Here is a 23,568-nt window from a genome sequence, read left to right as displayed (position 1 = left end):
ATGGGGTTTTATAAAAGGGAACAAAAAGATGAATAAACATTTACTAACACTTGCGGTTACGACTGGACTTGGTTTTTCTTCTATAGCGTTTGCCGGTGTGCATAACCATGAAACGTTTGAATTTTCAGACCAAGCAGTAGAACAACTGAATCTTAATTCATTATTAATTATGGATGACCAAACATTTGTATTTAATAATGATCTATTAAATGAAGACTGGGACAACTACTTCGCATCGTATGCCCCTGAACTTCAAAGTAAACAAGCTTTTATACTACACTGGGCTGGCTATTATAGTATTAACCCAAAAGTGATTTTGGCCCTGATTGAACAGCAAAGTGAGGGACTTTCTGATCCTTCGGTTGAATTAGAAAGCGTGTTTAGCAATATCTCTGATAAGCAAGGGTTTGATGAGCAGGTGAAAGACGTTGTATTTAAATTAAGTCAACGTTTCTATGCCTTCAAACACTGGCAAGAGCAAGCCGCAAAGCATGATAAAAACTCAAATTCCATAAAGCATCTAATTAGACCTTCACAAGTGAGTACTGCTGCTACAGCTGCGCTTGCCAGCATGATGAGTAAGCAGCATAATTTGCATGGTCAGCCAAATGATTCTTTAACTCGCTTCTTAGATATATTCGAGCAACTATCACCCGAACAGTCTCTTATCTTGAATACAGACCAGGTCACTTTCTCAGGGGAAGAGCAGTCGGTTCAAGCCACATTTACTATGAACTTACCTTGGTCTCAAGGATATTATTGGTATAGTGGTGGAGCGCATTCAAACACTGGCTCAGGTTATCCTTATTCTTCATTAGACTTTAACAATGGGTCTGGTGGATGGGGAAGTAATACGCCTTGGGTTCAAGCCGCACATGGTGGAGTCATCACTCGTTTTTCGTCATGTAATATACGGGTAACGCACTCAAGTGGCTTTGCAACTAATTATTACCACATGTCTAACTTACAATACAATAATGGTGACACTGTGCAGCCTGGAACGTTGCTAGGTCGTTATGCGAATAGTTATAACCAAGCACTGTGCGAAGGCGGACAATCATCTGGTCCACACGTGCACTTTACTTTATTACAAAATGGTCAGCAAGTTTCATTACATAACCGTTATATCAGTAATTATCGTATTGATGTTGGTAATAGTAACTATGATTCAAATTGTAATAACTTTTATTTTGAGCGCAACGGACGTAGAACCTGTGCTTGGCAACCCTTATACCGTTAATGATGGTAAAAGCCGTGTTTAACACGGCTTTTAATGTTCAATTAATTTTTCAAGTATTGATCTTTTTTTGTTTGCACACATTTAACTACTAAGACCGTTTTTTAGGCGATGGTAATGCTTAACCTATTTTTGTTACTTTCCTTAGTTATTTTTATTGTGTGTTATTGGCGCTGGGATGTTATTAGAAATCATTTTTGGCAAAAAAAGTACCATCGTTTTGCTCTTAACTCACAGCAAAAGAATTTGTTGCTAAAGTACATGCCCATCTACCAAAGAATGACCGACGCCGACCGCGAAAAGCTAGAACGTCATATCGTTTGGTTTTTAAATGAAAAACGTTTTATTGGCTGTGATGGTCTTGAGCTTAATGATGCAATGAAGTTGATTGTAGCAGCCGATGCCTGTGTTTTAGTGCTCAATAAACCGTGGCCATTGTATCGTAATGTAAAAGAGATCCTTTTATACCCAAGCGCGTATTATGCCCCGCAAACCTCCCGTGATAATGCAGGGCTTGTCAGTTATCACAATACCGTTCGCCAAGGTGAATCATGGCCGGGTGGAACCTTGGTATTGAGCTGGCATGATGTACTTGAGGGGAACCGCTTGCCAAGCGATGGTCATAATTTAGTGTTTCATGAATTTGCCCATCAGCTCGATCAAGAAACAGGCAAAACCACAGGCACGCCAATGCTTGCGAGTAATGAAGATTATCAAAAGTGGGCAAAAGTATTTAGCCGCGCCTTTAATCAACTCAAAACCCATTTAGCTTATGGCATGCCGCATGTTATTCATAGTTATGGCGCGACCAACGAGGCAGAATTTTTTGCCGTTATTACAGAAACCTTTTTAGAAAAACCCGCCGAACTCAGGCAGTTTGACCCTGAAATTTATCATTTACTGGTTGGCTTTTATCAGTTTGATCCGATTGCGTGGCATTAGTCGACTATTTACGTTTGTTTAACACGAATTGCTGGAATCTTGCTATGCTATTTGGTGCAATCCTAAAAGTGTGCATATAAGCAAAACAATAATAAGTGAGATTTCAATGAAGAAAATGCTTCATACAGTGCTGGCTGTATCGATTTCACTTGCTCTTACAGGGCAAGTAGCAGCAGAGCAAGCAAATGATGACAAATGGCAGGTGGACGCACCAAAAGGCCAATTCCTAGACGCTAAAATTAGTGTTGAGCAGGGCACGTGGATGAACGTAGATATTAGCCCTGATGGTAAAACAGTGGTGTTTGACCTACTCGGCGATATTTATACCATGCCAATGTCAGGTGGCACTGCAACGCAATTAACAAGTGATATTGCATGGCAAATGCAACCACGTTTTAGCCCTGATGGTAAGCACATTGCATTCACTTCAGACCAAGGTGGTGGCGACAACATTTGGGTTATGGATTTAAATGGCGAAAACCAAAAAGCAGTCACGAACGAAACATTTCGTTTGTTAAATAGTCCTGCTTGGAGCCCTGATGGCGACTACTTAGTAGCACGTAAGCACTTTACTGCAAGCCGCTCTTTAGGCGCTGGTGAAGTATGGCTTTACCACAAAGCGGGTGGTAAAGGTGTACAGCTAACTGCACGTGAAAACGATCAAAAAGACTTAGGCGAGCCAATGTTCTCACCGGATGGTCGTTATGTTTATTTTTCGCATGATGCAACGCCGGGCAAAACATTCCATTACTCTAAAGACTCTGTAGCGGGTATTTATAAAATTAAACGCTATGACCGTGAAACCGGCGAGATTGAAACTATCATTGATGGCATGGGTGGGGCTATTCGACCGACACCTTCACCAGATGGTAAAAAACTTGCGTATATAAAGCGCGATGATTTCCAAACAAGCTTGTACTTATATGATCTGCATACCGGTGAGCATACAAAGCTCTATGGCGAGCTTGAGCGTGATATGCAAGAAACATGGGCTATTCATGGCGTATACCCAACAATTGCTTGGACACCAGATAACGAACAATTGGTCTTTTGGGCGGGTGGTACCATTCATAAGCTAGACGTGGATGATAAGTCTGTCTCGACTATTCCATTTAAAGTTGAGACCAATAAGCAAATTCAAAAAGCCGTGCGTTTTACACAAAACATCGATAGCGATAATTTTGATGTGAAAATGCTGCGCAATGTACAAATTTCACCGGATGGTGAAACGGCTATTTTTGAAGCGCTTGGTCATATTTATAAACGTGATTTAGAGTCTGGCAAAGTGAAGCGCCTGACTAAGCAAGACGATCACTTTGAATTATTCCCACAGTTCTCTCGTGATGGTAAGAAAATTGTTTACACCACATGGGATGATAACGAACAGGGCTCGGTACGTGTTGTATCTGCGCGCAGTGGCCGTGGCGATACCCTTACTAAAGAGCCGGGTAAATATGTAGAGCCAACTTTCAGCCCTGATGGCAAAACGGTTGTTTACCGTAAAGCGTCTGGCGGCAGTATCCTTAACCCAACATGGTCATTAGAGCCAGGTATTTACTCAGTAAGTGCCAAAGGCGGTGATTCAACACTTATTACTAAATCAGGGTATCAGCCGCAATTTGGAGCAGCGAATGACCGTATTTATGTGATGAGTCCTTGGCCAAAACCAACATTAAGTGTTGTTGAGCTTGAATCAAAGCAAGTTCGTAAACTTTATGAATCAGAACATGCAACAGAGTTTAGAGTATCACCAGATGGTCAATACTTAGCGTTTGCAGAGCGTTTTAAAGTATTTGTTACACCATTTGTTGAGCGTGGTAAAACCATTAATATTGGTCCGAAAGATAGCCAATTCCCAATTGAGCAGCTGTCTGTTCGCGCGGGTGAAAACATCAGCTGGAGTGGCACAAGCGATAAACTTTATTGGAGCTTAGGCCCTGAGTTATATCATGCAAGCCTAGCGGGTTTATTTGATATTAACCAAAATGCTGAGACTGATTTTAAAGTTAAAAGTGGTGATAACATCGGTTTTACAAAAACCATGGACGAGCCTAAATCAGTATTCGCTTTAACTGGCGCGCGCATTATCACTATGAATGGTGAGCAGGTTATTGAAAACGGCGTTATTGTTACTGATGGTAAGCATATTAAAGCGGTTGGCAGTAAAGACAGTGTTGCTATTCCTAAAGGCGCTGAGGTAATTGATGTAACTGGTAAGACGATTATGCCTGGGATTGTTGATGCGCATGCGCACGGCTCGCAAGGTAGCGATGAGATCATTCCACAGCAAAACTGGAAGAACTTAGCAGGCTTAGCGTTAGGTGTGACAACGATTCACGATCCATCAAACGACACCACTGAGATTTTTGCTGCAAGCGAAATGCAAAAAGCAGGCATGATTATCGCTCCTCGTATTTTCTCAACGGGTACTATTTTATATGGTGCGAATATGCCTGGTTACACGTCGCATATTGATTCGTTAGAAGATGCCAAATTCCACCTTGAGCGCTTAAAGAAAGTGGGCGCGTTTAGTGTTAAATCATATAACCAACCTCGTCGTGAACAGCGTCAGCAAGTCATTGAAGCAGGTCGTGAACTTGAAATGATGGTTGTGCCAGAGGGCGGTTCATTACTGCAGCACAACTTAACCATGGTGGTTGATGGTCATACGGGTATTGAGCACTCAATTCCTGTTGCCAATATCTATGATGATATTCGCCAGCTTTGGTCACAAAGTGATGTAGGTTACACACCGACACTGGGTGTCGCATACGGTGGTATTTGGGGTGAAAATTATTGGTACGACAAGACCGATGTGTGGAATCACCCACGCTTGAGTAAGTTTGTACCAAAGAACCAGCTTTTACCTCGCTCAATGCGTCGTGTTAAGGCGCCCGATCATCACTATAACCACTTTAACAACGCCCGTGTTGCAAAAGAGCTGCAAGACTTAGGTGTTTTAGTGAACCTAGGTGCTCACGGCCAACGTGAAGGTTTAGCCGCACATTGGGAAATTTGGATGTTTGCGCAAGGTGGTATGACACCACTTGAAGCAATTCGTGCAGCAACCTTAGATCCTGCTAAATACATTGGCCTTGATAAAAATATCGGTTCACTTGAGGCGGGTAAGCTTGCCGATTTAATCGTTATTGACGGTAACCCACTAACGAATATTCGTGATACAGATAAAATCGATTACACCATGATTAATGGTCGTTTATTTGATGCTGCAACCATGAACGAAGTGGGTGAGAAAAAACGCGAAAAGTTATATTTTGAAAAAATCTAACAAAGCTTAATCTAAACTGAAAGCGGTCATAGTGCCGCTTTTTTATTGTTTATTCATTTTTTAAATGAGGAAACTGTTTAATTCCTACCAGTTTTGCTTGGCAGATCATACCCTCAACGAGCGTCATCAAATAGTGGCTGTGCAAGTCCAACTGTGAAATTTCCATGTTTTCACACGCTGATAAGCGCCGTTTTATTAACTGTTGGACTGCCAATTTATGCTCTTTGCAGGCTCGATTAATTGGACTTGCAGAATCAGCAAATTCGGCTGCAGTGTTAATAAATAAACAGCCATTAAAATCACCTAACTCAGTCACTTCAGAATTAAACCAAGCTTCATGGCAGCTGATCAAAGCGACTTTAAATTCTTCAATAGTTGTTTGCTTGCTGGTGGCTTGCGTTAACCAATTTAAAAATCGGGTGTGGCGCTCACTAAGGCACGCGAGTAACAATTCATCTTTACTTGCGAAATGGTGGTACATGGTTTTTTTGGCGACACCCGCGACACTAATAATCTCGTTGATTCCCACATTATGAATGCCTTTTTGATAAAAAAGTGACAGGGCGGTCAAAATAATATGTGTTCGTTTATCCATAACAAGCTCTTAATTGGTGACTAATAATATCTTGACAGAAGTAGACCGAGTTGTCTACCATTTGTCGAGTAGACAACTCGGTCTACTTTTGGGAGGCGTTATGGAAAATAAAGTGAGTAGAGCGGCAATCGCGGGTGTGTTTGCTTGTATGGCAATTTTTGTGTTGGCCTATTTACAGCAACTAGGACATTACGGTGTGTGGTTGATGGCACCGTTTGGTGCAACTGCCGTGTTGGTATTTGGTGTGCCACACAGCCCGCTTGCGAAAGCGAAGAATGTTATCGGTGGGCACCTTTTGACTGCATTAATTGGCGTTGTATTTGTAAATTATGTCGGTGTAGGGCCTGTTGAAATTGCTATAGCAACAGGACTGGCAATCAGTCTCATGATGCTGACAGACACAATACATCCAGCGGCAGGCGCAAACCCAATTTTGATTATACAATCTTTGCAAAGTTGGGATTTTTTAGTGATGCCTGTATTGATTGGCACTGTTTTTATTGTGTTATTTGGTTATTTTAGTCAATGGCTATTAAATATTCTGCTGGAAGGATATAAAAAAACCGCTAACGAGTAGCGGTTTTTTAAAATGAATGCATGTAATTAAATTACACAACACCACGTGGTAAACGACAATCGTGGTCTTTTTCAGCTAGGTTAACAATCCAAAGCTCTTCAGCTTTGTAACCATCATCGTTTGCTTTAACAACAGTGAACGATGCTTTTTTTGCTGTTTTAGCTGGCGCAGCGGTTTTAGTTTTGGTTTTTTTCGCTGGGGCTTTTGGTGCTTCTTCTGCCTTAGGCTCAGCTGTTTTACCAGAAGTAAGCTCTTCAGTCAGCGCTGCAACATCGGCTAGGCGCAAGTTTTTGCCACCATCGATGCTATACCAACCAGGTTTTGTAGTAATTTCAGGTTTCTTACCATTCGCTGCTTCGTATGCTGCTTCGAAGGCATTTAACACTTCTGTTTTGTCTAGTTTGCTCATCAGAGACCCTATACGTTGTAAACACAGATTAAGAATATATATTTATACCTATTTTTAGCTTACTTTTCAATTTTTTGCGATTTTCCTTCCATTTTTCGCTCATAACCGCCAAAATTTGCACAAAATAGAGGGTTGGAGAACGATTTTTATATGCAACGCAAACAATTTACTCAATTATTAAACGACATTCTTAAACCTGATTCAATCGCTGATTTTTGCCCCAATGGTTTACAAGTTGAAGGTTCGAGCGTAGTAAAAAAAATAGTAACGGGTGTAACAGCAAGCCAAGCATTGATTGATGCCGCTATTGCAGAGAATGCAGATACGATTTTGGTGCACCATGGCTATTTCTGGAAAGGAGAGTCGCAGCCAATTACGGGAATGAAAAAACGCCGTATTGCAGCGCTTTTAAACAATGATATTAATTTATATGGCTATCATTTGCCGCTAGATATACACCCTGACATTGGTAATAACGCACAATTGGCAAAGTTACTCGATATTGAGTTCACTGGAGGGCTTGAATCCGGTCCAAATAGTGTGCCAGTAAAAGGGCGTTTAAAAACACCATTAACTGGTGAAGAATTTGCCGACAAAATAACCCAAGTACTCAATCGCGCACCGTTAACAAGCTTAGTTAGAGAAGAGAAAATCGACACTATTGCTTGGTGTACTGGTGGTGGACAAGGGTATATTGATTTAGCAGCCTCGCAGGATATTGATGCTTATTTGACAGGTGAAGCATCTGAACAAACTATTCACAGCTCACGTGAACAAGGTATCGATTTTTTTGCAGCAGGTCACCACGCGACAGAGCGTTACGGCATTAAAGCGCTGGGTGAGCTATTAGCTGAGCAGCATGGTTTTGATGTCACCTTTATTGATATCGATAATCCAGTCTGACTCTATGGAGACTTCTGCGCCCCTGCATCAAACCAGTGGCGCATATTTCACTGGTAAAATGGACTAAACCAGTAAGGGGGCTTTTATTAACGGCCGTTATTTTGTTTACACGTATTTAAAAAGTGACGATAAACAGGGTTATCTTTCATATTTTTTTTCATTGCTAAATACATCGGGCGTGTTAACCCTAATGCACCTAACGGAATGGATTTAATGAGCCCTTGGCTTTCATAAGGGGTCACTAACCAATCCGGCAAAGCCGCAACCCCCATACCTGCGCTCACTAATTGGAATATCAATAAGCCTTGGTCAACCGTTTTCAGCGTGCCATCAAATCGTGCATTTTGAATAAAATGTTTAAAGATATCTTGGCGTTCACGTGGGATGGGGTAAGAAATTATCGTTTCGTTTTTTAAGTCCAGTGCGGTGACATAGGCTTTTTTAGCCAGTTCATGATCAGGCGAAACAATCAGTTTTAACTTAAAATCAAATAAGTGCGCATATTCTAATTTGTCTGGCTCACGGATATCAGATGTGAGTACTAAGTCCAATTCATCATTCATCAAATCAGGAATAGCGTCATAACTAAAGCCTCTTTCATAATCGACTTTAATATCTGGCCAAAAGTTGTTGAACTCTTTTATCGTCGGTAATAACCAGTGAAAGCAAGCATGGCATTCGACACTTAAACGCAGGTTTGAAATTGGTTGATTAAGGCTTTCTTTTAAACGACATTTTGTTGCTTCAACACGTGGTAAAACTTCGTTTGCTAACTCCAGTAACAGCATACCTTGTGGGGTAAAGCGTACGGGCTGAGTTTTACGCTCGAAAAGTTGGCAGTCTAACTTATTCTCAAGATCTTTAATTTGATGCGATAAAGCCGATTGAGTTAAAAACAACTCTCGGGCTGTATTGACCAAAGATCCTGTTTCTTTAAGGGTTGCTATGGTTTTTAAGTGTTTAATATCGATCATCTTTAAAAAATCTCATGAAAAATGTGAGTCAAACTCAGATTACGGACATAGTACGCCTACAATCATGTTTTTTCAACGTCTAGACGTCTAAAATTTCAGAGGGATTTTACCTCATATTTACAATATACTTTTATTACTTAAATTGACAGCGTTGTCATTTGTTTTTTATTTAAATTGTTTTTTAAATCCATGAAATTACCTCAAGTTGAAACTGAGAAAGCATCAGTTGAATTAGGTTTATCTCATCGCTAATGTTTTAGACATCTAAACAGCTAAATGGAATGGATATGGCACAATTACATAATTTAGGCTTTCCTCGAATAGGAAAGAAACGTGAGTTAAAGTTCGCAATAGAATCTTATTGGGCAGGAAAAATAAACCAACAGGTATTACTCGAACGAGGTAAGTCTATTCGAGAAGAAAACTGGGCACTACAAGCTAATGCCGGTATTGACTTACTGCCTGTAGGTGACTTTGCTTGGTATGATCATGTTTTGAATACATCACTTTTGGTGGGAGCAATTCCAAAGCGCCATCATAGTGAGGAAGGTAACGTTGACTTAGATACACTTTTTAGAATTGCTAGAGGGCAAGCGCCTACTGGATGTCAATGTGCGGCAAGTGAGATGACAAAATGGTTTAATACAAATTATCACTATATTGTTCCTGAGTTATCGGAAGATCAAACATTCGAACTGACTTGGACTGAACTATTTGAGCATGTGCAAGAAGCTCATCAATTAGGCCACAAGGTGAAGCCTGTGTTGGTTGGTCCTGTGACTTATTTACATTTGGCTAAGCCTGCTGGAAAGTCGTTTGATACGTTATCATTACTCGAAAGACTTTTACCTGTCTATCAACAGGTATTAGCTAAGCTTGCAAAGCTGGGTGTTGAGTGGGTTCAAATAGATGAACCTGTTCTTGCCTTAGAATTAAACCATGGCCAGCGAAAGGCACTTAAAACAAGTTTTGCGACGCTTTCAGGACAAGGTGTTAAGTTACTACTTGCCAGTTATTTTGACTCGGTAAATGATTATTTTGCCGATATAGCTAATTACCCTGTAGACGGTGTGCATTTTGATTGTGTTGCAGGAAATAACGATATATCAAAGCTTGATACCTTAATAACACAACAGCAGGTACTTTCACTGGGTATTATTGACGGTCGTAATATATGGCGCAGTGATTTAACGCAGAAGTATTCTGTATTACACGCGTTAGCTAAAAAAAGAGGCGATAACCTGTGGCTTGCACCATCTTGTTCGTTGCTTCATACACCTGTCGATTTAGATCAAGAGCAGCAATTAGATAGTGAAATAAAATCGTGGCTTGCTTTTGCCAAACAAAAGGGCGAAGAGTTACAACTATTGCGTAATGCGCTTAACACAGGGCAAACACAGTTGCTGTGCGATTACAGTGAGCCAGTTAAGAAACGTTTAATATCAGCAAGAGTTAATAATCAAGATGTACAAAACCGTCTGAGTACATTAACTAACAAAGATGCTAAACGGTCTAGTCCATTCTCAGCTCGAATAGCCAAACAGCAAAGCGCACTTGGGCTACCTTTACTACCGACCACCACGATAGGATCTTTCCCGCAAACTCAATCGATACGTAAAGCACGTAAAGAATTTAAAGCGGGGGTTTTGCCTGCTGCTGAGTATCGTCAGCAGATGGAAGCAGAAATTCGCTATGCTGTTGAAGAGCAAGAGGCGTTACAGCTCGATGTTTTGGTGCATGGTGAGGCAGAGCGTAACGATATGGTTGAGTACTTTGCGGAGTTTTTGCAAGGCTTTGCATTCACCCAATTTGGTTGGGTACAAAGTTATGGCACGCGTTGTGTAAAACCGCCGATTATTTGGGGCGATGTGTCGAGAGAGCAATCTATGACAGTTGAATGGACGCGTTATGCACAATCTCTAACAACGAAGAAAATGAAAGGAATGCTAACTGGCCCAGTGACTATTCTATTTTGGTCATTTATCCGTGATGATTTAGATAAACCTACTATTGCTAAGCAAATAGCATTAGCGCTTCGTGATGAGGTTGTCGATTTAGAGCAAGCTGGTATAAAGATAATTCAAATCGATGAGCCCGCTTTTAGAGAGGGTATGCCATTAAAATCAAGTGACTGGCAATCGTACTTGGATTGGGCTGCTTATGCGTTTCGTGTTTGTGCATCGAAAGTGGCAGATGAAACACAAATTCATACTCATATGTGTTATGCGGAGTTTAACGACATCATCGCGGGTATTGCAGACATGGATGCAGATGTCATCACGATAGAAACATCTCGTTCAAATATGGAGCTATTAAAAGCATTTGAGGATTTTGACTATCCGAATGATATCGGGCCTGGGGTATATGATATTCACAGCCCAAATATCCCCGATATTGCTTGGATTAAAAACTTAATTCATAAAGCGGCTAAAAAAGTGCCAGTAGAGAGGCTCTGGGTCAACCCTGACTGCGGTCTAAAAACCCGCGGTTGGGAAGAAACACGCTTAGCATTACAAAATATGGTTACTGCCGCTAAAGAGTTACGCCGAGAGTTAGGCTAACCTCATAAACATACTAAGCCTAAGTCGCTCTTAGGCTTTAAAGACCATTTAGAATTATTTTTTCAGCTTCACTGGCTGGCATAGGTTTGGCCTTTAAAAAGCCTTGGCCAAACTTACATTGTGTTTGTTTTAAAATGTTTAATTGTTGCTCTGTTTCAATTCCCTCTGCGACTACATCCAGCTTTAATGATTGGGCTAAGGAAAGAATAGCGTCAACAAGTGGGTTATGCTCTTTCCTTAAATGATCAATAAAGCTTTTATCAATTTTTAAAATATGAATGGGTAGTTGATGTAAATAACCAAGTGCAGAGTAACCTGTACCAAAATCATCTAAACATAGTTTGACTTCAAGCGGAGCAAGGCCTTCTATTATTTTTGTTGCCAATTCTAGGTTACCAATTAAGCCTGACTCTGTTATTTCTAAACATAAAGAGCCCAGCGGTAATTGATACTTTTTATATAAGTCATGTATCTGACTCACAAAGTCGAGGCTGGCAAAATGCCTAGATGACACATTGACAGTGACACGTAAAAAAGGTGTTCCTTGTTTATGCCAAGCGAATATCTGCTTTGCGGCAAGTTCTAATAAGTGCAAATCAAGATTAATGATCTGCCCTGTGTCCTCAGCAATCGGAATAAAATCATTAGGGGCCACTAAACCTTTGCTAGGGTGATGCCATCTAACAAGCGCTTCAAAACCAACAACTTCATTACTTTGAATAGTAAAAATAGGCTGGTAGTAAAGTTCAAAGTCGTTATGCTCGATGCCATGTTGTAGGTCATTTTCAATATCTGCATGTGACTTTAATTTCTTGCGCATTGTGTTATTGAAAAATTTGACTTGTCCGCGACCTGAAGATTTTGCTTCATACATAGCTGCATCAGCATGTTGCAGTAACTTATAAGCCTTGTCTTTTTCAGTCGTACAAAATGCAACACCGATACTCGTTGAAGCTTGCAATAGGTGACCATCGATATTGAGAGGCTCTGCAAGTGCCAATTGGATACGTGCGAGTGCATCATCAATTTGTTGTTTGTCAGTAATGTTTTCCATAAAAATAGCAAATTCGTCACCGCCCAAGCGCGCGAATGTATCTGTATTTCTAATCGTTCCTTGTATTAGCTCACATATTTTTACTAAAAAATGATCGCCAACCTCATGGCCGAGCGAATCGTTAATACTCTTAAAGCGATCGAAGTCTAAATAAAGTAGGGCATGTTGGCTTTTTTCATCAGAGCGAGCTAAGCGTAAAATCCCGTGTTTAACTCGCTCGATAAGTAATGAGCGGTTTGCCAGGCCTGTGAGTTCGTCGTGCAGTGCTTTATGTTCCAGTTCTTGGCGCGAAAGCTGACGGTCAATTGCCATACTTATCTGTCGGCTTACATACGTGAGAAGAGCACGATCATGTTCACTGTAATGGTAATGTTTACTGTAGCTTTGAACTGCAATTACACCACTGATACGTTCATTTACTTTAAAAGGCACACCGAGCCAAGATTCTGCTTGCCTACCAACCATCTTAAAATGACCTGCTTTTATATGTTTTTCAAACTCTTCTTTATTAAATAATAGAGATTGATCTATCGTTAAAAGATAATACGAAGCGGTGTCCTTGAGTAATTCTTTGGAAATCTTTTTGTGTGCGTTTGAACGAACACCTTCTTCAATAATATAGACTAAATCAAGTACATCTAGTTGTTTATCATACAAACCGATAAAGAAGTTATCAGCTCGCAGTAAAGAGGTAATAATACTGTGAAGCGATTCAAAAAAGCTGTCTAGTTCGCTTGATTGATAGGTTAAGTTTGCAATTTGCAACATACTGTTTTCAAGCTTTTGAGCATCATTTAACTGCTTTACAGTTTGTTGTAAATTTTCAACGGTGCGAACTTGATTTATCTTCGCACTCAGTAAATGAGCAACCGTTGAGAGCACCTCTAAGTGCGCATCTGTATAATAATGTTTTTGTGGGTGCTCGCAATCAATCACCCCTAAGACCTTTTCTTTATAAACAAGGGGCACACATAACTCAGAAAGAGCAGGGCGGGCATCCGCTATATAACGACTATCTTGAGTGACATCGCCAACCATCAGAGGGAGTCCTGATGATGCAACATAACCGGTGATCCCTTGGTCAAAGTTGATTTCAGTTCTGTCTATATGGTAGGTATCTGAAGAACTCGCAGTTCCCAGTGAAGCAACTTCTTTTAATGTACGTGTTTCGTCATCAGCTAAATAGATAACACATTCAATAAAACCAAGGCGGTTTACAACCTGAGATGTTACATAATCGAGTAATTCTTCTAGCGTATCTAGCTGCATCAATGACGATGAAAACTGATTTATTATACGTAGTTGGTCTGTTTTGACCTCAAGTGCAAATGCGGTATCTAACCTTTTAGACATAAAAAGAAAACTGACTCAAATTAGCTGTTAATTTATTAACTTAACCTACTATTTATATATCCACAAAGTTATTTTCAAAAAAAACCTTAACTGGTGTAAACTAGTCACCTGAATATGAGCTTGGGTAAATAAGCGAGGTTATTTGCCTATAGTTTACGCTATCCCTCTAACTTTAGCCGTGGAAACCAGCAATGTCAGATTTAAATTCGATGCAAACTTTAACAATCACTCGCCCAGACGATTGGCACATTCATTTACGTGATGGTGATCAACTCACCGACACTGTTCGTGATGCAAGCCGTTATATGGGGCGTGCGATCATTATGCCTAATCTTGTTCCACCGGCTACATGTACAGAAAGCGCATTATCTTACTATGAGCGAATTAAAGCCGCTGGCCCGCAAGGTAATTTTGAGCCCCTAATGGTGCTTTACCTAACGGATAAAACAACGCCTGAAGAAATTAAAAAAGCCAAAGCAACAGGTAAAATTGTTGCGGCTAAATTATACCCTGCAGGCGCGACAACAAACTCAGATTCAGGTGTGACGTCAATTAAAAATATTTACCCAGTGCTTGAGGCAATGCAAGAAGTGGGTATGTTGTTACTTGTACATGGCGAAGTCACTGATTCATCAATTGATATTTTTGACCGCGAGAAAGTATTTCTAGAAACAGTGTTAGCCGATGTAGTTAATGACTTTCCAACACTTAAAATCGTTCTTGAGCATATCACTACAAAAGATGCTGTCGAGTTTGTTAACAAGGCCTCTGAGAATGTAGCAGCAACAATTACAGCGCATCATTTGCTTTATAACCGTAATCATATGTTAGCCGGTGGTATCCGCCCACATTACTATTGCTTACCAATTTTAAAGCGAAATATTCATCAGCAGGCGCTAATTGAAGCTGCTACAAGTGGAAGTAAAAAATTCTTTTTAGGCACAGACTCTGCGCCGCACTATAAAGACAAAAAAGAAGCGGCGTGTGGTTGTGCTGGCGCATATACTGCCCACGCTGCGATTGAATTATATGCTGAAGCGTTTGAAGAAGCGGGCGCTTTGGACAAGCTTGAGGGCTTCGCGAGTCATTTTGGTCCTGATTTTTATGGCATGGAGCGAAATCAAGACACAATCACGCTAGTAAGAGAAAGCTGGACGGTGCCTGCAAGCTACAAGCTAGGCGATTCAAAAGTGGTTCCAATCAAAGCTGAAGCACAAATGGATTGGCAAGTTAAATAAGCCTATTAGCAATCAACCAAAAAGCCCACTTTTTTTAGTGGGCTTTTTCATTATATTTTAATTGCTTATAAATACTATCGTCATATTTTTTTGCTGTGGCAGTTGACCTCAAAATAATTTTCGATTATTAGAGCTAAAATAAAATTAATGTGTTAGTCTGTAGTTGCTTTGAGTTTTTGCGTATTGAATTTACGGATAATGTGCGGCTTGTACGGTTACCGGTTTGGTTATTGGTTCTTCCTGTACTTTACCCCAAGTTTATTGGGCATTCACTCAGGGAGGATAGAGCCACTACGGCTGAATTTTTAATTATTGACTTACAGGAAAATTTAGTATGTCAAACACGGTTACTGGTAAAGTTAAGTTCTTTAACGAAGCAAAAGGCTTTGGTTTTATTGAACAAGAAAATGGTCCTGATGTATTTGTACACTTCAGCGCTATTACAGGTACAGGCTTCCGCACTCTTAGCGAAGGTCAGCAAGTATCTTTCGGCATCAAACAAGGTCAAAAAGGCCCTGAAGCTGAGAATGTAGAAGTAGCATAAGTAATTATGTGAACCTGAATATATTTTGGTGGGGCAGTCTCTGTTTCACCAAAATTCATTCCTCCCATTTAAAAATATCAAACGTCCCGAATTACATTTCCTCCTAAAGGCTTATTTAAGTAAATTCTTCTCAGTAGTTATCCTGTAACTAGCTAACTATTCCTTAAAAACCTACTTTCTATAATTAAAGTATTATATGCTGTATCGACAGTTTTATAAAAAATACATTTACTGTTGTTGTGGGAATGATAATGCAAGCGTGAAGTGTTCTACGCTCGATTGCATTTATTTCACCAATCTTAAAATAACCCGCTAAACTTAGTTAAACTTAAAACAGAAAAAAATCTGGGTTTAGTGACAGTTGTTTGATGAATTATAATGAAGGTTTACTAATTGATGAGCATAGGAAATGATATTCTGCTAGTAGATGATCACCCAATGGTGGCTACTGCAATTAAAATGGTGCTAGCAAAATCAACTCTCGTAAACGAAGTTCACGCTGTTGCAAGTCAAAAGGAAGCGTTACAGTTTCTAAAAATCCATAATATTGCACTTGCAATTTTAGATATTGAACTTGAAGACTCAGATGGGTTCAGTCTTTACAAGCGCGCTGTAAGTAATGGCTTTGCAGGTAAGGTGCTTTTTCTATCAGCAAAACACGATAAGCATATTATTCGCACAGCTGCAAAGTTGGGGGCACAAGGCTTTGTAAACAAGGCTGAAAGCCTAGAAGATATTTCGGCTGCTGTCGAAATGATTTTACGCGGTTATACGTTTTTCCCTCAAGAGCATTTAATTGCTTCAGAGAAAGATATCGATGAATTACTGACAGAGCGAGAGTTAGCTGTTATGAACTATCTATTACAGGGCCTGTCGAACAAGGATATAGGGGAAAAGCTTTTTATAAGTAACAAAACGGTAAGTACTTATAAAGCAAAAATATTTGAAAAGCTTGAAGTTGACTCAATCATTTCATTAGCAAAGCTTGTAAAAGACCGCGCCATTTTTTAGTCGACCACCCTAAATCATGGGGTTTAGTCAATACACTCACCCAAGTGGATACCTCAGTATTGTACGCAAGCTGTACAATATTGCTCATTGAGTGCATAAAAATTCTTCAAAAGAGATTTTTTAGACGATTTAAAAGATTTTTTTTTTCGAGTTAAATGGCCCTTTACTGTTTTTACAAAATGTTACATTTATGTTTAAGTAAAAACACAAACAAGACCCAATGTTTACCAGTAAAGGGCTATAGAACTTTCCTTTGAATACCTCTGTTATTTTTTTGTTAATTCGTTGTTTTGGCTATTTTCCCTGCAACGACGAGTAACCAATTTTTTCCGATGAAACCCGAACATCAAGTTGACAGAGCTAGATGCATTTAGCATTATTGGAGGGTTGATATCTATTAAAAGATATCAGGGTTGTCCTCTTCGGAGGATAATTAAATTATAAAAGTAACATTACTTAATTGGTTGGGAACTATGTCTGTTAAAATCAGAAAGAGTCTTGTAGCATCTGCGTTGGTTGGCGCATTTGCATTTGCAAGCAGCAATGTGATTGCAGATCCTTTGAAAGATGTGCAAGATGCAGGTCAACAAATTCAAAAGGCTGCTGTTAAGTCTCAAACTAAAATTGACAATATCTATGGTCAAACTCAAGAGCTAATCGCTGAGTACCGTAGCATTGTTGATGAAACTGAGCTTATGAAAGTGTACAACGATCACGTAGCACGTTTGGTCGCTGACCAAAACGCATCTATCGAATCGTTTGACCGTCAAATCGCGACAATCGATAACACGAAACAAAACGTTGTGCCTTTGATGTATCGCATGATCGATACGCTTGAGCAATTCATCAAAGCGGACGTTCCGTTCAATCTTGAAAACCGTCTTGCACGTGTTGAAAGACTTCGTGACATCATGGCATCAGCGTCAGTTACTACATCTGAAAAATTCCGCCAAGTGCTAGAAGCATACACAGTTGAAGCTGCATACAGCTCAGCAGTAACAGCTTCTCAAGGTACACTTGAAATTGATGGTAAAAGCATCAACGTTGACTTTGGTCGTTTAGGCCGCATCACATACGTAGCTCAGTCTTTCGACCTTAAGCATGCGTGGGTGTGGGATAACAATACAAAACAGTGGAAAACATTAGGTGAAGAATACCTAAAACCTGTTAAAGAAGTTATCCGTATGGCGCGTAAACAAGCGACATTAGAACTTGTTAAACTACCAATCTTTGGCGCGGAGTAATCAATAATGAAGAAACTATTTAAAGGTTTTGCTGTTGCAGCAGTACTATCTGTTTCTGCAGGTACCGCGCTTAATGCACACGCAAACACTGGTGCTTTAGACAAAATTCTTGAGCAAGTAAAGCAAGAGCGTATCTCTGAAGGTAAATTAAATAAGCAACGTGAACAAGAGTTCCTTTCAGCTCGTGCTGACAAGCAAGCGTTACTTAATAAAGCGAAAAGCGAGCTAGCTGCTGAAAAAGCACGTGGCGATCGCTTATCTAAAGAATATGCGCAAAACGAAAATACTTTAGCAGAAAAAGAGCAAGAGCTTCTTAATGCACAAGGTACGTTAGGCGAAATGTTCGGTGTTGTACGTCGTTCAGCTGCAGATGCAATCGGTACTATCGAAGCATCACTTGTTTCTGCTGAAAAACCAGGACGTGCTGAAGTACTTCGTTCACTTGCGGCAGCTAAAGAGCTACCAACAGTTCGTGAATTAGAAGAGCTTTGGATTGCACTTCAAACTGAAATGACAGAATCAGCTAAGGTTTCAACTTTCGAAACTGAAGTGGCTGGTCTTGACGGTTCAGCTACAGTGAAAAAAGTAACACGTATCGGTAACTTCAACTTAGTAACTGACGACGGTTATTTAATTTACTCTCCAGAAACTAAATCAATTCAACCACTAGGTAAGCAACCTGATAGCTACATCCTTTCTGGTATTTCTGATTTAGAAAACACTTCTGCTGATAACTACACAGGCGTATTTGTTGACCCTACACGTGGCGCAATCTTACGTATCAACACGCAGAAAAAATCTCTTATGGAATACTACGAGCAAGGTGCTGAAGTAGGTTACATCATCACAGTATTATTACTTGTTGGTCTACTAATCTTCGTAGTACGTTTCATTGATCTTGCGCTTACTAGCACTAAGATTAAGAGCCAGCTTAAAAACCTTTCTACGCCGAATACAAACAACCCACTGGGTCGTATTCTTAAGGTTTATGCTGACAACAAGAATCAAGACGTTGAAAACCTTGAGCTTAAACTTGACGAAGCAATCCTACGTGAAACGCCTCGCATCGAAGCTGGTATCAACATCATCAAGATCTTGGCAGCAATCGCTCCATTACTAGGTCTACTAGGTACGGTAATCGGTATGATCCTTACGTTCCAAACAATCACATTGTTCGGTACAGGTGATCCGAAGATCATGGCTGGTAATATCTCTCTAGCACTTGTTACTACAGCGTTAGGTCTAATTGCAGCTCTACCACTTATTCTACTTCACTCAATTGTTGCGGGTCGTAGTAAGTCGGTTCTACATGTCCTTGATGAGCAAAGCGCTGGTATCATCGCAGCTCACGCGGAGAAGGAGAAAGCCTAATGCTAGTCCTGATGGAGATCTGGGAATCTATCAGGGATTTTGTTGGCACAGGCGGCCAGGTATTATACGTGGTCGCGATAGCACTCTTTCTTATGTGGGTTTTAATGATTGAGCGCTATTGGTTCCTACTAGCTGAGTTTCCTCGTATGACGAAGAACATTGTAGCTCAGTGGGATGCCCGCCAAGACACTACGTCTTGGTACGCACACAGAATCCGTGAAGCATGGATTTCTGAAGCGTCTGAAAAATTAGATCAGCGTATGTTGTTGATTAAGACATTAGTAGCTGTTTGTCCTTTAATTGGCTTATTAGGTACTGTAACGGGTATGATCGCGGTTTTCGAAACCATGGCAACTCAAGGTACTGGTAACGCACGTTTAATGGCATCAGGTATTTCAATGGCAACGATCCCAACAATGGCTGGAATGGTTGCGGCACTATCTGGAGTATTCTTTAGCTCACGTCTTGAAGCGAGAGCGAGAATGGCGAAAGCTAAACTTGTAGATAGCATGCCTCATCACTAGAGAGAGAATTAAATATGGCACGTAAACAACGTTTTCGTGAAGAAGAAGAAGCAGCGGTTGACATGACGCCAATGCTTGACATCGTATTTATCATGCTTATTTTCTTTATCGTAACTACATCGTTCGTTAAAGAGGCTGGTATCGAAGTCAATAAACCTAAAGCTGCCCAAGCTACGAAGCAGAAAAATGCGAACATTTTTGTTGCTATTCGTGCTGACGGTGCAATCTGGATTGATAAACAGCAAGTTGATGTTGAACGTGTTTCAGCAAAAATTGAAAGTTTATTAGCAGAACAACCTACTGAAGTTGTAATTTTGCAAGCTGATAAAGAAGCAAAACACGGCGTAGTGGTTAAAGTTATGGACCAGATTAAAGCGACGGGTGACAACCTAAGAATTTCAATAGCTGGAGATCAGTAATGATTCGTTTTCTGTTTTCACTGATTGCAGGTGGGGCAGTTACTTTCGGCTTGTTCTACTTCATGGCGTACCTCATCTCCGGTGGAGCTGACCGTGCGACTGAACAAAAAGAGCAGATCGTAGTCGAAATTATGACGAATCCGCCTGAATCTAAGGTGCAGGAGAGGAAGCGTGTTCCGCCTCCGCCTCCACCACCGCCAAAGCAGCCGCCTAAACCGCAGCCGCCTCAGCCGGAAAACAGCAACCCTAACACTGGTGCCTTGTCATTTAATATGCCAAGTATCGATGTGGGTGGCACAGCCGGTGGCCTAAGTGGTCCAGGTGCATTTGGACGTGACGGTGATGCGACACCTATCGTTCGTATTGAACCAAAATACCCAACGCAAGCAGCGCGTGATGGTAAAGAAGGTTGGGTTCAACTTTCATTTACTATCAATGAAGTGGGTGGGGTAGAAGACGTTGAGGTAATCGATGCAGATCCTAAACGTATCTTCGACCGCGAAGCTAAGCGTGCATTGCGTAAGTGGAAGTACCGTCCTAAAGTTATTGACGGAAAACCACAAAAGCAATTTGGTCTTCAAGTACAACTAGACTTTAAACTTAACCAAGGCAACTAAGGAGGCGAGTAATGAGAAATTTATCTAAAGTAACTGCACTTGCAATTCTTATGTCACTATCGGGTGCAGCTTTCACTGCACCAGCTTTAGCAGCGCCAGATTACGCGAAAATTGAAGCGCGTAAAAAAGCAAAAACTAAAGTGATGGGTGAGCGCGTTGGTAAAAAGGTTATTAAAGCGTTTGACTTGTACAACGAAGAAAAGCTTGATGAAGCGATTGCACTTCTTAAAGAAATTGATCCTTCGGATGAATTCGATAAGGCAACAGTCGATCGCTATCTAGGTCAAATGTATGCTCAGAAAGAGCAATACGACCTAGCGATCAAGCATATTTCAGCGGCAGTAAAGCCTGATGTTTTAAACTTTGCCGATCAAGAGCAAGGTCTTAAGCTACTAGGTGATATGTACGCGGGTACTGAGCAATACGCAAAAGCAAAAGATGCGTATTATGCTTGGATGGACTTCACAGGTGAGGAAGACGACAAAGTTTATACACGTATTGCGCAAGCAAACTACGAGTTAAAACAATATAAAGACGTACTTCCTGCTGCAGACAAAGCAATCAAATTGGCAAAAGAACCTGCTAAAGCTTCTTACCAATTAAAGCTAGCGGCCTATTTTGAACTTAAACAGTACAAAAACATGGTTGGTGTAGCTGAAGAGATTGTTCGTGTTTGGCCTGAAGACAAAAAAGCCTGGGTTGGTTTAGGTAAATATTACCTACAAACCGAAGACTTCAAAAAAGGTCTTGCGACCATGGAAGTTGCCTATAAAAATGGCTATTTTGAAAATGAAGTTGAATACAAAGTACTTTCAAACTTTTATTCGTTAACAGAAATTCCTTATAAAGCAGCTGTTGTGCTTGAGAAGGCAATTAACGAAGAAAAAGTTAAGCGTACTAAGCAAAATATCAGTGCAGTGGCATCTAATTACCACCGCTCAAAAGATATTGAGAAAGCAGCTAAGTACTATGAAGAAGCAGCTAAATTTGACGACGATGCAGAGCTTTATCGCAAAGCAGGTTCGTTACTTTTACAATCGCAAAATTATAGTGCTGCCGTTATTCGTTTGAATAAGGCATTAGAGTTAGGTTCTGATAAAAAAGGAACTATCTACTCTGATTTAGCTGAAGCTTACTACTACCAAGAAAAGTACAAGCAAGCTTACAACGCTATTGTTAAAGCAATGGATGACCCGCGCACGCGTAAATTCGCGAAGAGCTGGTCAACCTTCATCAAAGATAAAGCCGCTCGTAACGGTGTAAAAATCTAATTGATGTTGTTTTAAACTAAAAAGCCCCTCTGGGGCTTTTTTTATGGAATTTTAAAATGCTAAGACAGATCGTATTGTTACTTGTTGCGAGTGTAATGTTGCTAGCTTGCTCTGAGCAATCTACAAAATTCCACACGTTTCAAGAAGGGCAAAAAGAGCTTCGTAATATTAATCATTTATTACTGAACACAACAAACTCCTCAAAAGCAAGTGTTTGGCCTTTTTCTGAGCACTATTTAGAAGCGCGCCATCTTGCTTATCAAGGTTTAAAAAGCACCCAATTAACCGAGTCGCAGCAGGCTCAACTAAACTATTTAATCATTGCCGAGCGATACCCTGAACGTTATTTTGTATGGCCTGTGCAACGGGATGTTCTAAGTCAAGCTAGCTCGCAAGATGATTTCTCCGCACAGTCATTAGCTAGTTGGTTAGAATTAGTAGAAACCCAGCTAATTACAGCAGAGCAAAGTAATCTAAAGCTTAATAAAATTGAATTAAAGCTTTTACATGACATGGTCAAATCTCACCTTGATAACAATGATGAGAGTGTACAAACCGCCCTAAATAAGCTTGATCAATACTTAACTCAATATAAGCCGCGCAGCAAACTTGGTTTAGTTGGCTTAGCAAATGGTAAAGATTGGTATCAAAGTAAATTAAACTATTTTAGTGGTGAGACTAAACCTCCATTAAACTGGCTTAGTGAGATACAAATGTCACTCAAACAACAGGTAAGTACTGATTTTGTATTACCAGTGTCAGACTCGCATTCGACGCCATTAGTCATGAATTATTTTTCAGATAATCATCAACATAATGGTCTTGACTGGCAGTTGGAATTTGTCGACCCGCGACAAAGTAAACGCGAATTAACACAAGGTGAGCAGTACTTTTGGCAGGTAATGATGGAAACAGATCTGGGCATTCATTATCACACGTGGAGTGAGCAACAAGCGCGTGTGAACTTAATGAAACGTTTAGGCGTGAAGCAAGCACAAGCTGAGTGGCTTATTGAAGATATTGTATTATATCCAGCTATGAGCTTTATTTTTGTAAGTAAAGAGGGCACCGCGCTCTAAGGAGCGCAGCGTCTACAGCGTTGAGTGGCAGGGTCAGCCAATAACCGCTCATCATCAATTTTTTCCTCGCAATCACAACAATAGCCATATTGGCCAATATCTATTTGGCATAGGGCGGCTTCTAATTTTTCAAGCCGTGAGATGAGGATTTGATATTCAGGGCCTAAGCTATTTGCTGTAAGCTCAAGCCAATCTGAAGGAGGGTTATCCTTAAGTTGCGATAGCAGTTGCTGATGATAGCCTTGATCAGAATCTGCCAGCATATCAAGTAAACGTTGTCTTACCTGCGCAAGTTCAGCAGATAGCTTTGTTTGTATTTCAGTATTGTTCATCGCGGTTTCTTCCAAGTGGGCAAT

General features: G+C 40.4%; 21 protein-coding genes. 16 read left to right on the top strand and 5 right to left on the bottom strand.

Going from position 1 to position 23,568, the window contains the following annotated elements:
- Positions 1 to 28: 28 nt before the first annotated feature.
- The 3 genes from L3V38_RS10505 to L3V38_RS10495 all read left to right on the top strand — a co-directional run bounded on the left by L3V38_RS10505 (position 29) and on the right by L3V38_RS10495 (position 5,468).
- The gene (locus L3V38_RS10505; RefSeq protein WP_130151386.1) at positions 29 to 1,240 is read left to right on the top strand and encodes an elastinolytic metalloprotease pseudoalterin; all 1,212 of its coding nucleotides are present in this window, start codon (positions 29 to 31) and stop codon (positions 1,238 to 1,240) included.
- Positions 1,241 to 1,354: 114 nt separating this feature from the next.
- Positions 1,355 to 2,179 carry a M90 family metallopeptidase gene (locus L3V38_RS10500; RefSeq protein ID WP_237119378.1) on the top strand — a complete coding sequence of 275 codons (825 nt, stop codon included), beginning with the start codon at positions 1,355 to 1,357 and terminating at the stop codon, positions 2,177 to 2,179.
- A 106-nt stretch (positions 2,180 to 2,285) separates the two neighbouring features.
- Entirely contained in the window at positions 2,286 to 5,468 is a 3,183-nt protein-coding gene (locus L3V38_RS10495) for an amidohydrolase family protein (protein WP_237119377.1), read from the top strand.
- Positions 5,469 to 5,517: 49 nt separating this feature from the next.
- Here L3V38_RS10495 and L3V38_RS10490 read toward each other — a convergent pair whose 3' ends face one another.
- Positions 5,518 to 6,063 carry a TetR/AcrR family transcriptional regulator gene (locus tag L3V38_RS10490; RefSeq protein ID WP_237119376.1) on the bottom strand — a complete coding sequence of 182 codons (546 nt, stop codon included), beginning with the start codon at positions 6,061 to 6,063 and terminating at the stop codon, positions 5,518 to 5,520.
- Positions 6,064 to 6,163: 100 nt separating this feature from the next.
- Between L3V38_RS10490 and L3V38_RS10485 the strand changes: the two genes are divergently transcribed.
- The gene (locus tag L3V38_RS10485) at positions 6,164 to 6,640 is read left to right on the top strand and encodes an HPP family protein (protein ID WP_237119375.1); all 477 of its coding nucleotides are present in this window, start codon (positions 6,164 to 6,166) and stop codon (positions 6,638 to 6,640) included.
- Between the two features lie 31 nt (positions 6,641 to 6,671).
- On the opposite strand, the gene L3V38_RS10480 is transcribed toward L3V38_RS10485, so the two are convergent.
- Positions 6,672 to 7,049 (bottom strand): hypothetical protein, encoded by a 378-nt coding sequence (locus L3V38_RS10480; RefSeq protein WP_062570707.1) that lies wholly within the window; start codon positions 7,047 to 7,049, stop codon positions 6,672 to 6,674.
- 150 nt (positions 7,050 to 7,199) lie between these two features.
- Between L3V38_RS10480 and L3V38_RS10475 the strand changes: the two genes are divergently transcribed.
- Positions 7,200 to 7,952, top strand: a complete 753-nt coding sequence (locus tag L3V38_RS10475; protein WP_130151392.1) for a Nif3-like dinuclear metal center hexameric protein — start codon at positions 7,200 to 7,202, stop codon at positions 7,950 to 7,952.
- A gap of 86 nt (positions 7,953 to 8,038) precedes the next feature.
- Here the strand turns inward: L3V38_RS10475 and L3V38_RS10470 are convergent, their stop codons facing one another.
- The gene (locus L3V38_RS10470) at positions 8,039 to 8,926 is read right to left on the bottom strand and encodes a LysR substrate-binding domain-containing protein (protein WP_237119374.1); all 888 of its coding nucleotides are present in this window, start codon (positions 8,924 to 8,926) and stop codon (positions 8,039 to 8,041) included.
- A gap of 287 nt (positions 8,927 to 9,213) precedes the next feature.
- Between L3V38_RS10470 and metE the strand changes: the two genes are divergently transcribed.
- Positions 9,214 to 11,487, top strand: a complete 2,274-nt coding sequence (gene metE / locus L3V38_RS10465) for a 5-methyltetrahydropteroyltriglutamate--homocysteine S-methyltransferase (protein ID WP_237119373.1) — start codon at positions 9,214 to 9,216, stop codon at positions 11,485 to 11,487.
- Positions 11,488 to 11,524: 37 nt separating this feature from the next.
- Here the strand turns inward: metE and L3V38_RS10460 are convergent, their stop codons facing one another.
- Entirely contained in the window at positions 11,525 to 13,894 is a 2,370-nt protein-coding gene (locus L3V38_RS10460) for a GGDEF domain-containing protein (RefSeq protein WP_237119372.1), read from the bottom strand.
- A gap of 191 nt (positions 13,895 to 14,085) precedes the next feature.
- Here L3V38_RS10460 and pyrC point away from each other — a divergent pair, with 191 nt between their 5' ends.
- The 10 genes from pyrC to L3V38_RS10410 all read left to right on the top strand — a co-directional run bounded on the left by pyrC (position 14,086) and on the right by L3V38_RS10410 (position 23,212).
- A complete protein-coding gene (pyrC, locus tag L3V38_RS10455; protein ID WP_130151396.1) occupies positions 14,086 to 15,132 on the top strand; it encodes a dihydroorotase in 1,047 nt (348 codons plus the stop codon).
- Between the two features lie 334 nt (positions 15,133 to 15,466).
- Positions 15,467 to 15,676, top strand: coding sequence for a cold-shock protein (locus L3V38_RS10450; RefSeq protein WP_036967526.1), 210 nt, complete (start codon positions 15,467 to 15,469; stop codon positions 15,674 to 15,676).
- A 396-nt stretch (positions 15,677 to 16,072) separates the two neighbouring features.
- Complete coding sequence (locus tag L3V38_RS10445) at positions 16,073 to 16,687, top strand: response regulator transcription factor (protein ID WP_237119371.1); 615 nt, start codon at positions 16,073 to 16,075, stop codon at positions 16,685 to 16,687.
- Positions 16,688 to 17,160: 473 nt separating this feature from the next.
- On the top strand, positions 17,161 to 17,931 hold the full coding sequence (locus tag L3V38_RS10440; RefSeq protein WP_130151398.1) for a DUF3450 domain-containing protein: 771 nt from the start codon (positions 17,161 to 17,163) through the stop codon (positions 17,929 to 17,931).
- A gap of 6 nt (positions 17,932 to 17,937) precedes the next feature.
- Positions 17,938 to 19,302 (top strand): MotA/TolQ/ExbB proton channel family protein, encoded by a 1,365-nt coding sequence (locus L3V38_RS10435; protein ID WP_062570715.1) that lies wholly within the window; start codon positions 17,938 to 17,940, stop codon positions 19,300 to 19,302.
- The gene (locus L3V38_RS10430) at positions 19,302 to 19,826 is read left to right on the top strand and encodes a MotA/TolQ/ExbB proton channel family protein (RefSeq protein ID WP_054551558.1); all 525 of its coding nucleotides are present in this window, start codon (positions 19,302 to 19,304) and stop codon (positions 19,824 to 19,826) included. Before L3V38_RS10435 ends, L3V38_RS10430 begins: the two co-directional genes overlap by 1 nt.
- 14 nt (positions 19,827 to 19,840) lie before the next feature.
- A complete protein-coding gene (locus L3V38_RS10425; protein WP_058585247.1) occupies positions 19,841 to 20,245 on the top strand; it encodes a biopolymer transporter ExbD in 405 nt (134 codons plus the stop codon).
- The gene (locus L3V38_RS10420; RefSeq protein WP_062570717.1) at positions 20,245 to 20,862 is read left to right on the top strand and encodes an energy transducer TonB; all 618 of its coding nucleotides are present in this window, start codon (positions 20,245 to 20,247) and stop codon (positions 20,860 to 20,862) included. Before L3V38_RS10425 ends, L3V38_RS10420 begins: the two co-directional genes overlap by 1 nt.
- A gap of 11 nt (positions 20,863 to 20,873) precedes the next feature.
- Entirely contained in the window at positions 20,874 to 22,133 is a 1,260-nt protein-coding gene (locus tag L3V38_RS10415; protein ID WP_130151399.1) for a tetratricopeptide repeat protein, read from the top strand.
- A gap of 56 nt (positions 22,134 to 22,189) precedes the next feature.
- A complete protein-coding gene (locus L3V38_RS10410; protein ID WP_237119370.1) occupies positions 22,190 to 23,212 on the top strand; it encodes a hypothetical protein in 1,023 nt (340 codons plus the stop codon).
- Here L3V38_RS10410 and L3V38_RS10405 read toward each other — a convergent pair.
- Entirely contained in the window at positions 23,209 to 23,544 is a 336-nt protein-coding gene (locus L3V38_RS10405; RefSeq protein ID WP_130151401.1) for a TraR/DksA C4-type zinc finger protein, read from the bottom strand. The two genes, L3V38_RS10410 and L3V38_RS10405, sit on opposite strands and share 4 nt — an antisense overlap.
- Between the last annotated feature and the right edge of the window lie 24 nt (positions 23,545 to 23,568).

The sequence above is a fragment of the Pseudoalteromonas sp. L1 genome (assembly GCF_021728095.1).
In the GTDB taxonomy this organism is placed as follows: domain Bacteria; phylum Pseudomonadota; class Gammaproteobacteria; order Enterobacterales; family Alteromonadaceae; genus Pseudoalteromonas.
This window is presented reverse-complemented; position numbering and strand designations above follow the sequence as displayed.

What these genes read in the sequence shown, in the direction of transcription:
- L3V38_RS10505 (WP_130151386.1), top strand. Translation starts at nt 29, where the DNA reads ATGAATAAACATTTACTAACACTTGCGGTTACGACTGGACTTGGTTTT.
- L3V38_RS10500 (WP_237119378.1), top strand. Translation starts at nt 1,355, where the DNA reads ATGCTTAACCTATTTTTGTTACTTTCCTTAGTTATTTTTATTGTGTGT.
- L3V38_RS10495 (WP_237119377.1), top strand. Translation starts at nt 2,286, where the DNA reads ATGAAGAAAATGCTTCATACAGTGCTGGCTGTATCGATTTCACTTGCT.
- L3V38_RS10490 (WP_237119376.1), bottom strand. Translation starts at nt 6,063, where the DNA reads ATGGATAAACGAACACATATTATTTTGACCGCCCTGTCACTTTTTTAT.
- L3V38_RS10485 (WP_237119375.1), top strand. Translation starts at nt 6,164, where the DNA reads ATGGAAAATAAAGTGAGTAGAGCGGCAATCGCGGGTGTGTTTGCTTGT.
- L3V38_RS10480 (WP_062570707.1), bottom strand. Translation starts at nt 7,049, where the DNA reads ATGAGCAAACTAGACAAAACAGAAGTGTTAAATGCCTTCGAAGCAGCA.
- L3V38_RS10475 (WP_130151392.1), top strand. Translation starts at nt 7,200, where the DNA reads ATGCAACGCAAACAATTTACTCAATTATTAAACGACATTCTTAAACCT.
- L3V38_RS10470 (WP_237119374.1), bottom strand. Translation starts at nt 8,926, where the DNA reads ATGATCGATATTAAACACTTAAAAACCATAGCAACCCTTAAAGAAACA.
- metE (WP_237119373.1), top strand. Translation starts at nt 9,214, where the DNA reads ATGGCACAATTACATAATTTAGGCTTTCCTCGAATAGGAAAGAAACGT.
- L3V38_RS10460 (WP_237119372.1), bottom strand. Translation starts at nt 13,894, where the DNA reads ATGTCTAAAAGGTTAGATACCGCATTTGCACTTGAGGTCAAAACAGAC.
- pyrC (WP_130151396.1), top strand. Translation starts at nt 14,086, where the DNA reads ATGTCAGATTTAAATTCGATGCAAACTTTAACAATCACTCGCCCAGAC.
- L3V38_RS10450 (WP_036967526.1), top strand. Translation starts at nt 15,467, where the DNA reads ATGTCAAACACGGTTACTGGTAAAGTTAAGTTCTTTAACGAAGCAAAA.
- L3V38_RS10445 (WP_237119371.1), top strand. Translation starts at nt 16,073, where the DNA reads ATGAGCATAGGAAATGATATTCTGCTAGTAGATGATCACCCAATGGTG.
- L3V38_RS10440 (WP_130151398.1), top strand. Translation starts at nt 17,161, where the DNA reads ATGTCTGTTAAAATCAGAAAGAGTCTTGTAGCATCTGCGTTGGTTGGC.
- L3V38_RS10435 (WP_062570715.1), top strand. Translation starts at nt 17,938, where the DNA reads ATGAAGAAACTATTTAAAGGTTTTGCTGTTGCAGCAGTACTATCTGTT.
- L3V38_RS10430 (WP_054551558.1), top strand. Translation starts at nt 19,302, where the DNA reads ATGCTAGTCCTGATGGAGATCTGGGAATCTATCAGGGATTTTGTTGGC.
- L3V38_RS10425 (WP_058585247.1), top strand. Translation starts at nt 19,841, where the DNA reads ATGGCACGTAAACAACGTTTTCGTGAAGAAGAAGAAGCAGCGGTTGAC.
- L3V38_RS10420 (WP_062570717.1), top strand. Translation starts at nt 20,245, where the DNA reads ATGATTCGTTTTCTGTTTTCACTGATTGCAGGTGGGGCAGTTACTTTC.
- L3V38_RS10415 (WP_130151399.1), top strand. Translation starts at nt 20,874, where the DNA reads ATGAGAAATTTATCTAAAGTAACTGCACTTGCAATTCTTATGTCACTA.
- L3V38_RS10410 (WP_237119370.1), top strand. Translation starts at nt 22,190, where the DNA reads ATGCTAAGACAGATCGTATTGTTACTTGTTGCGAGTGTAATGTTGCTA.
- L3V38_RS10405 (WP_130151401.1), bottom strand. Translation starts at nt 23,544, where the DNA reads ATGAACAATACTGAAATACAAACAAAGCTATCTGCTGAACTTGCGCAG.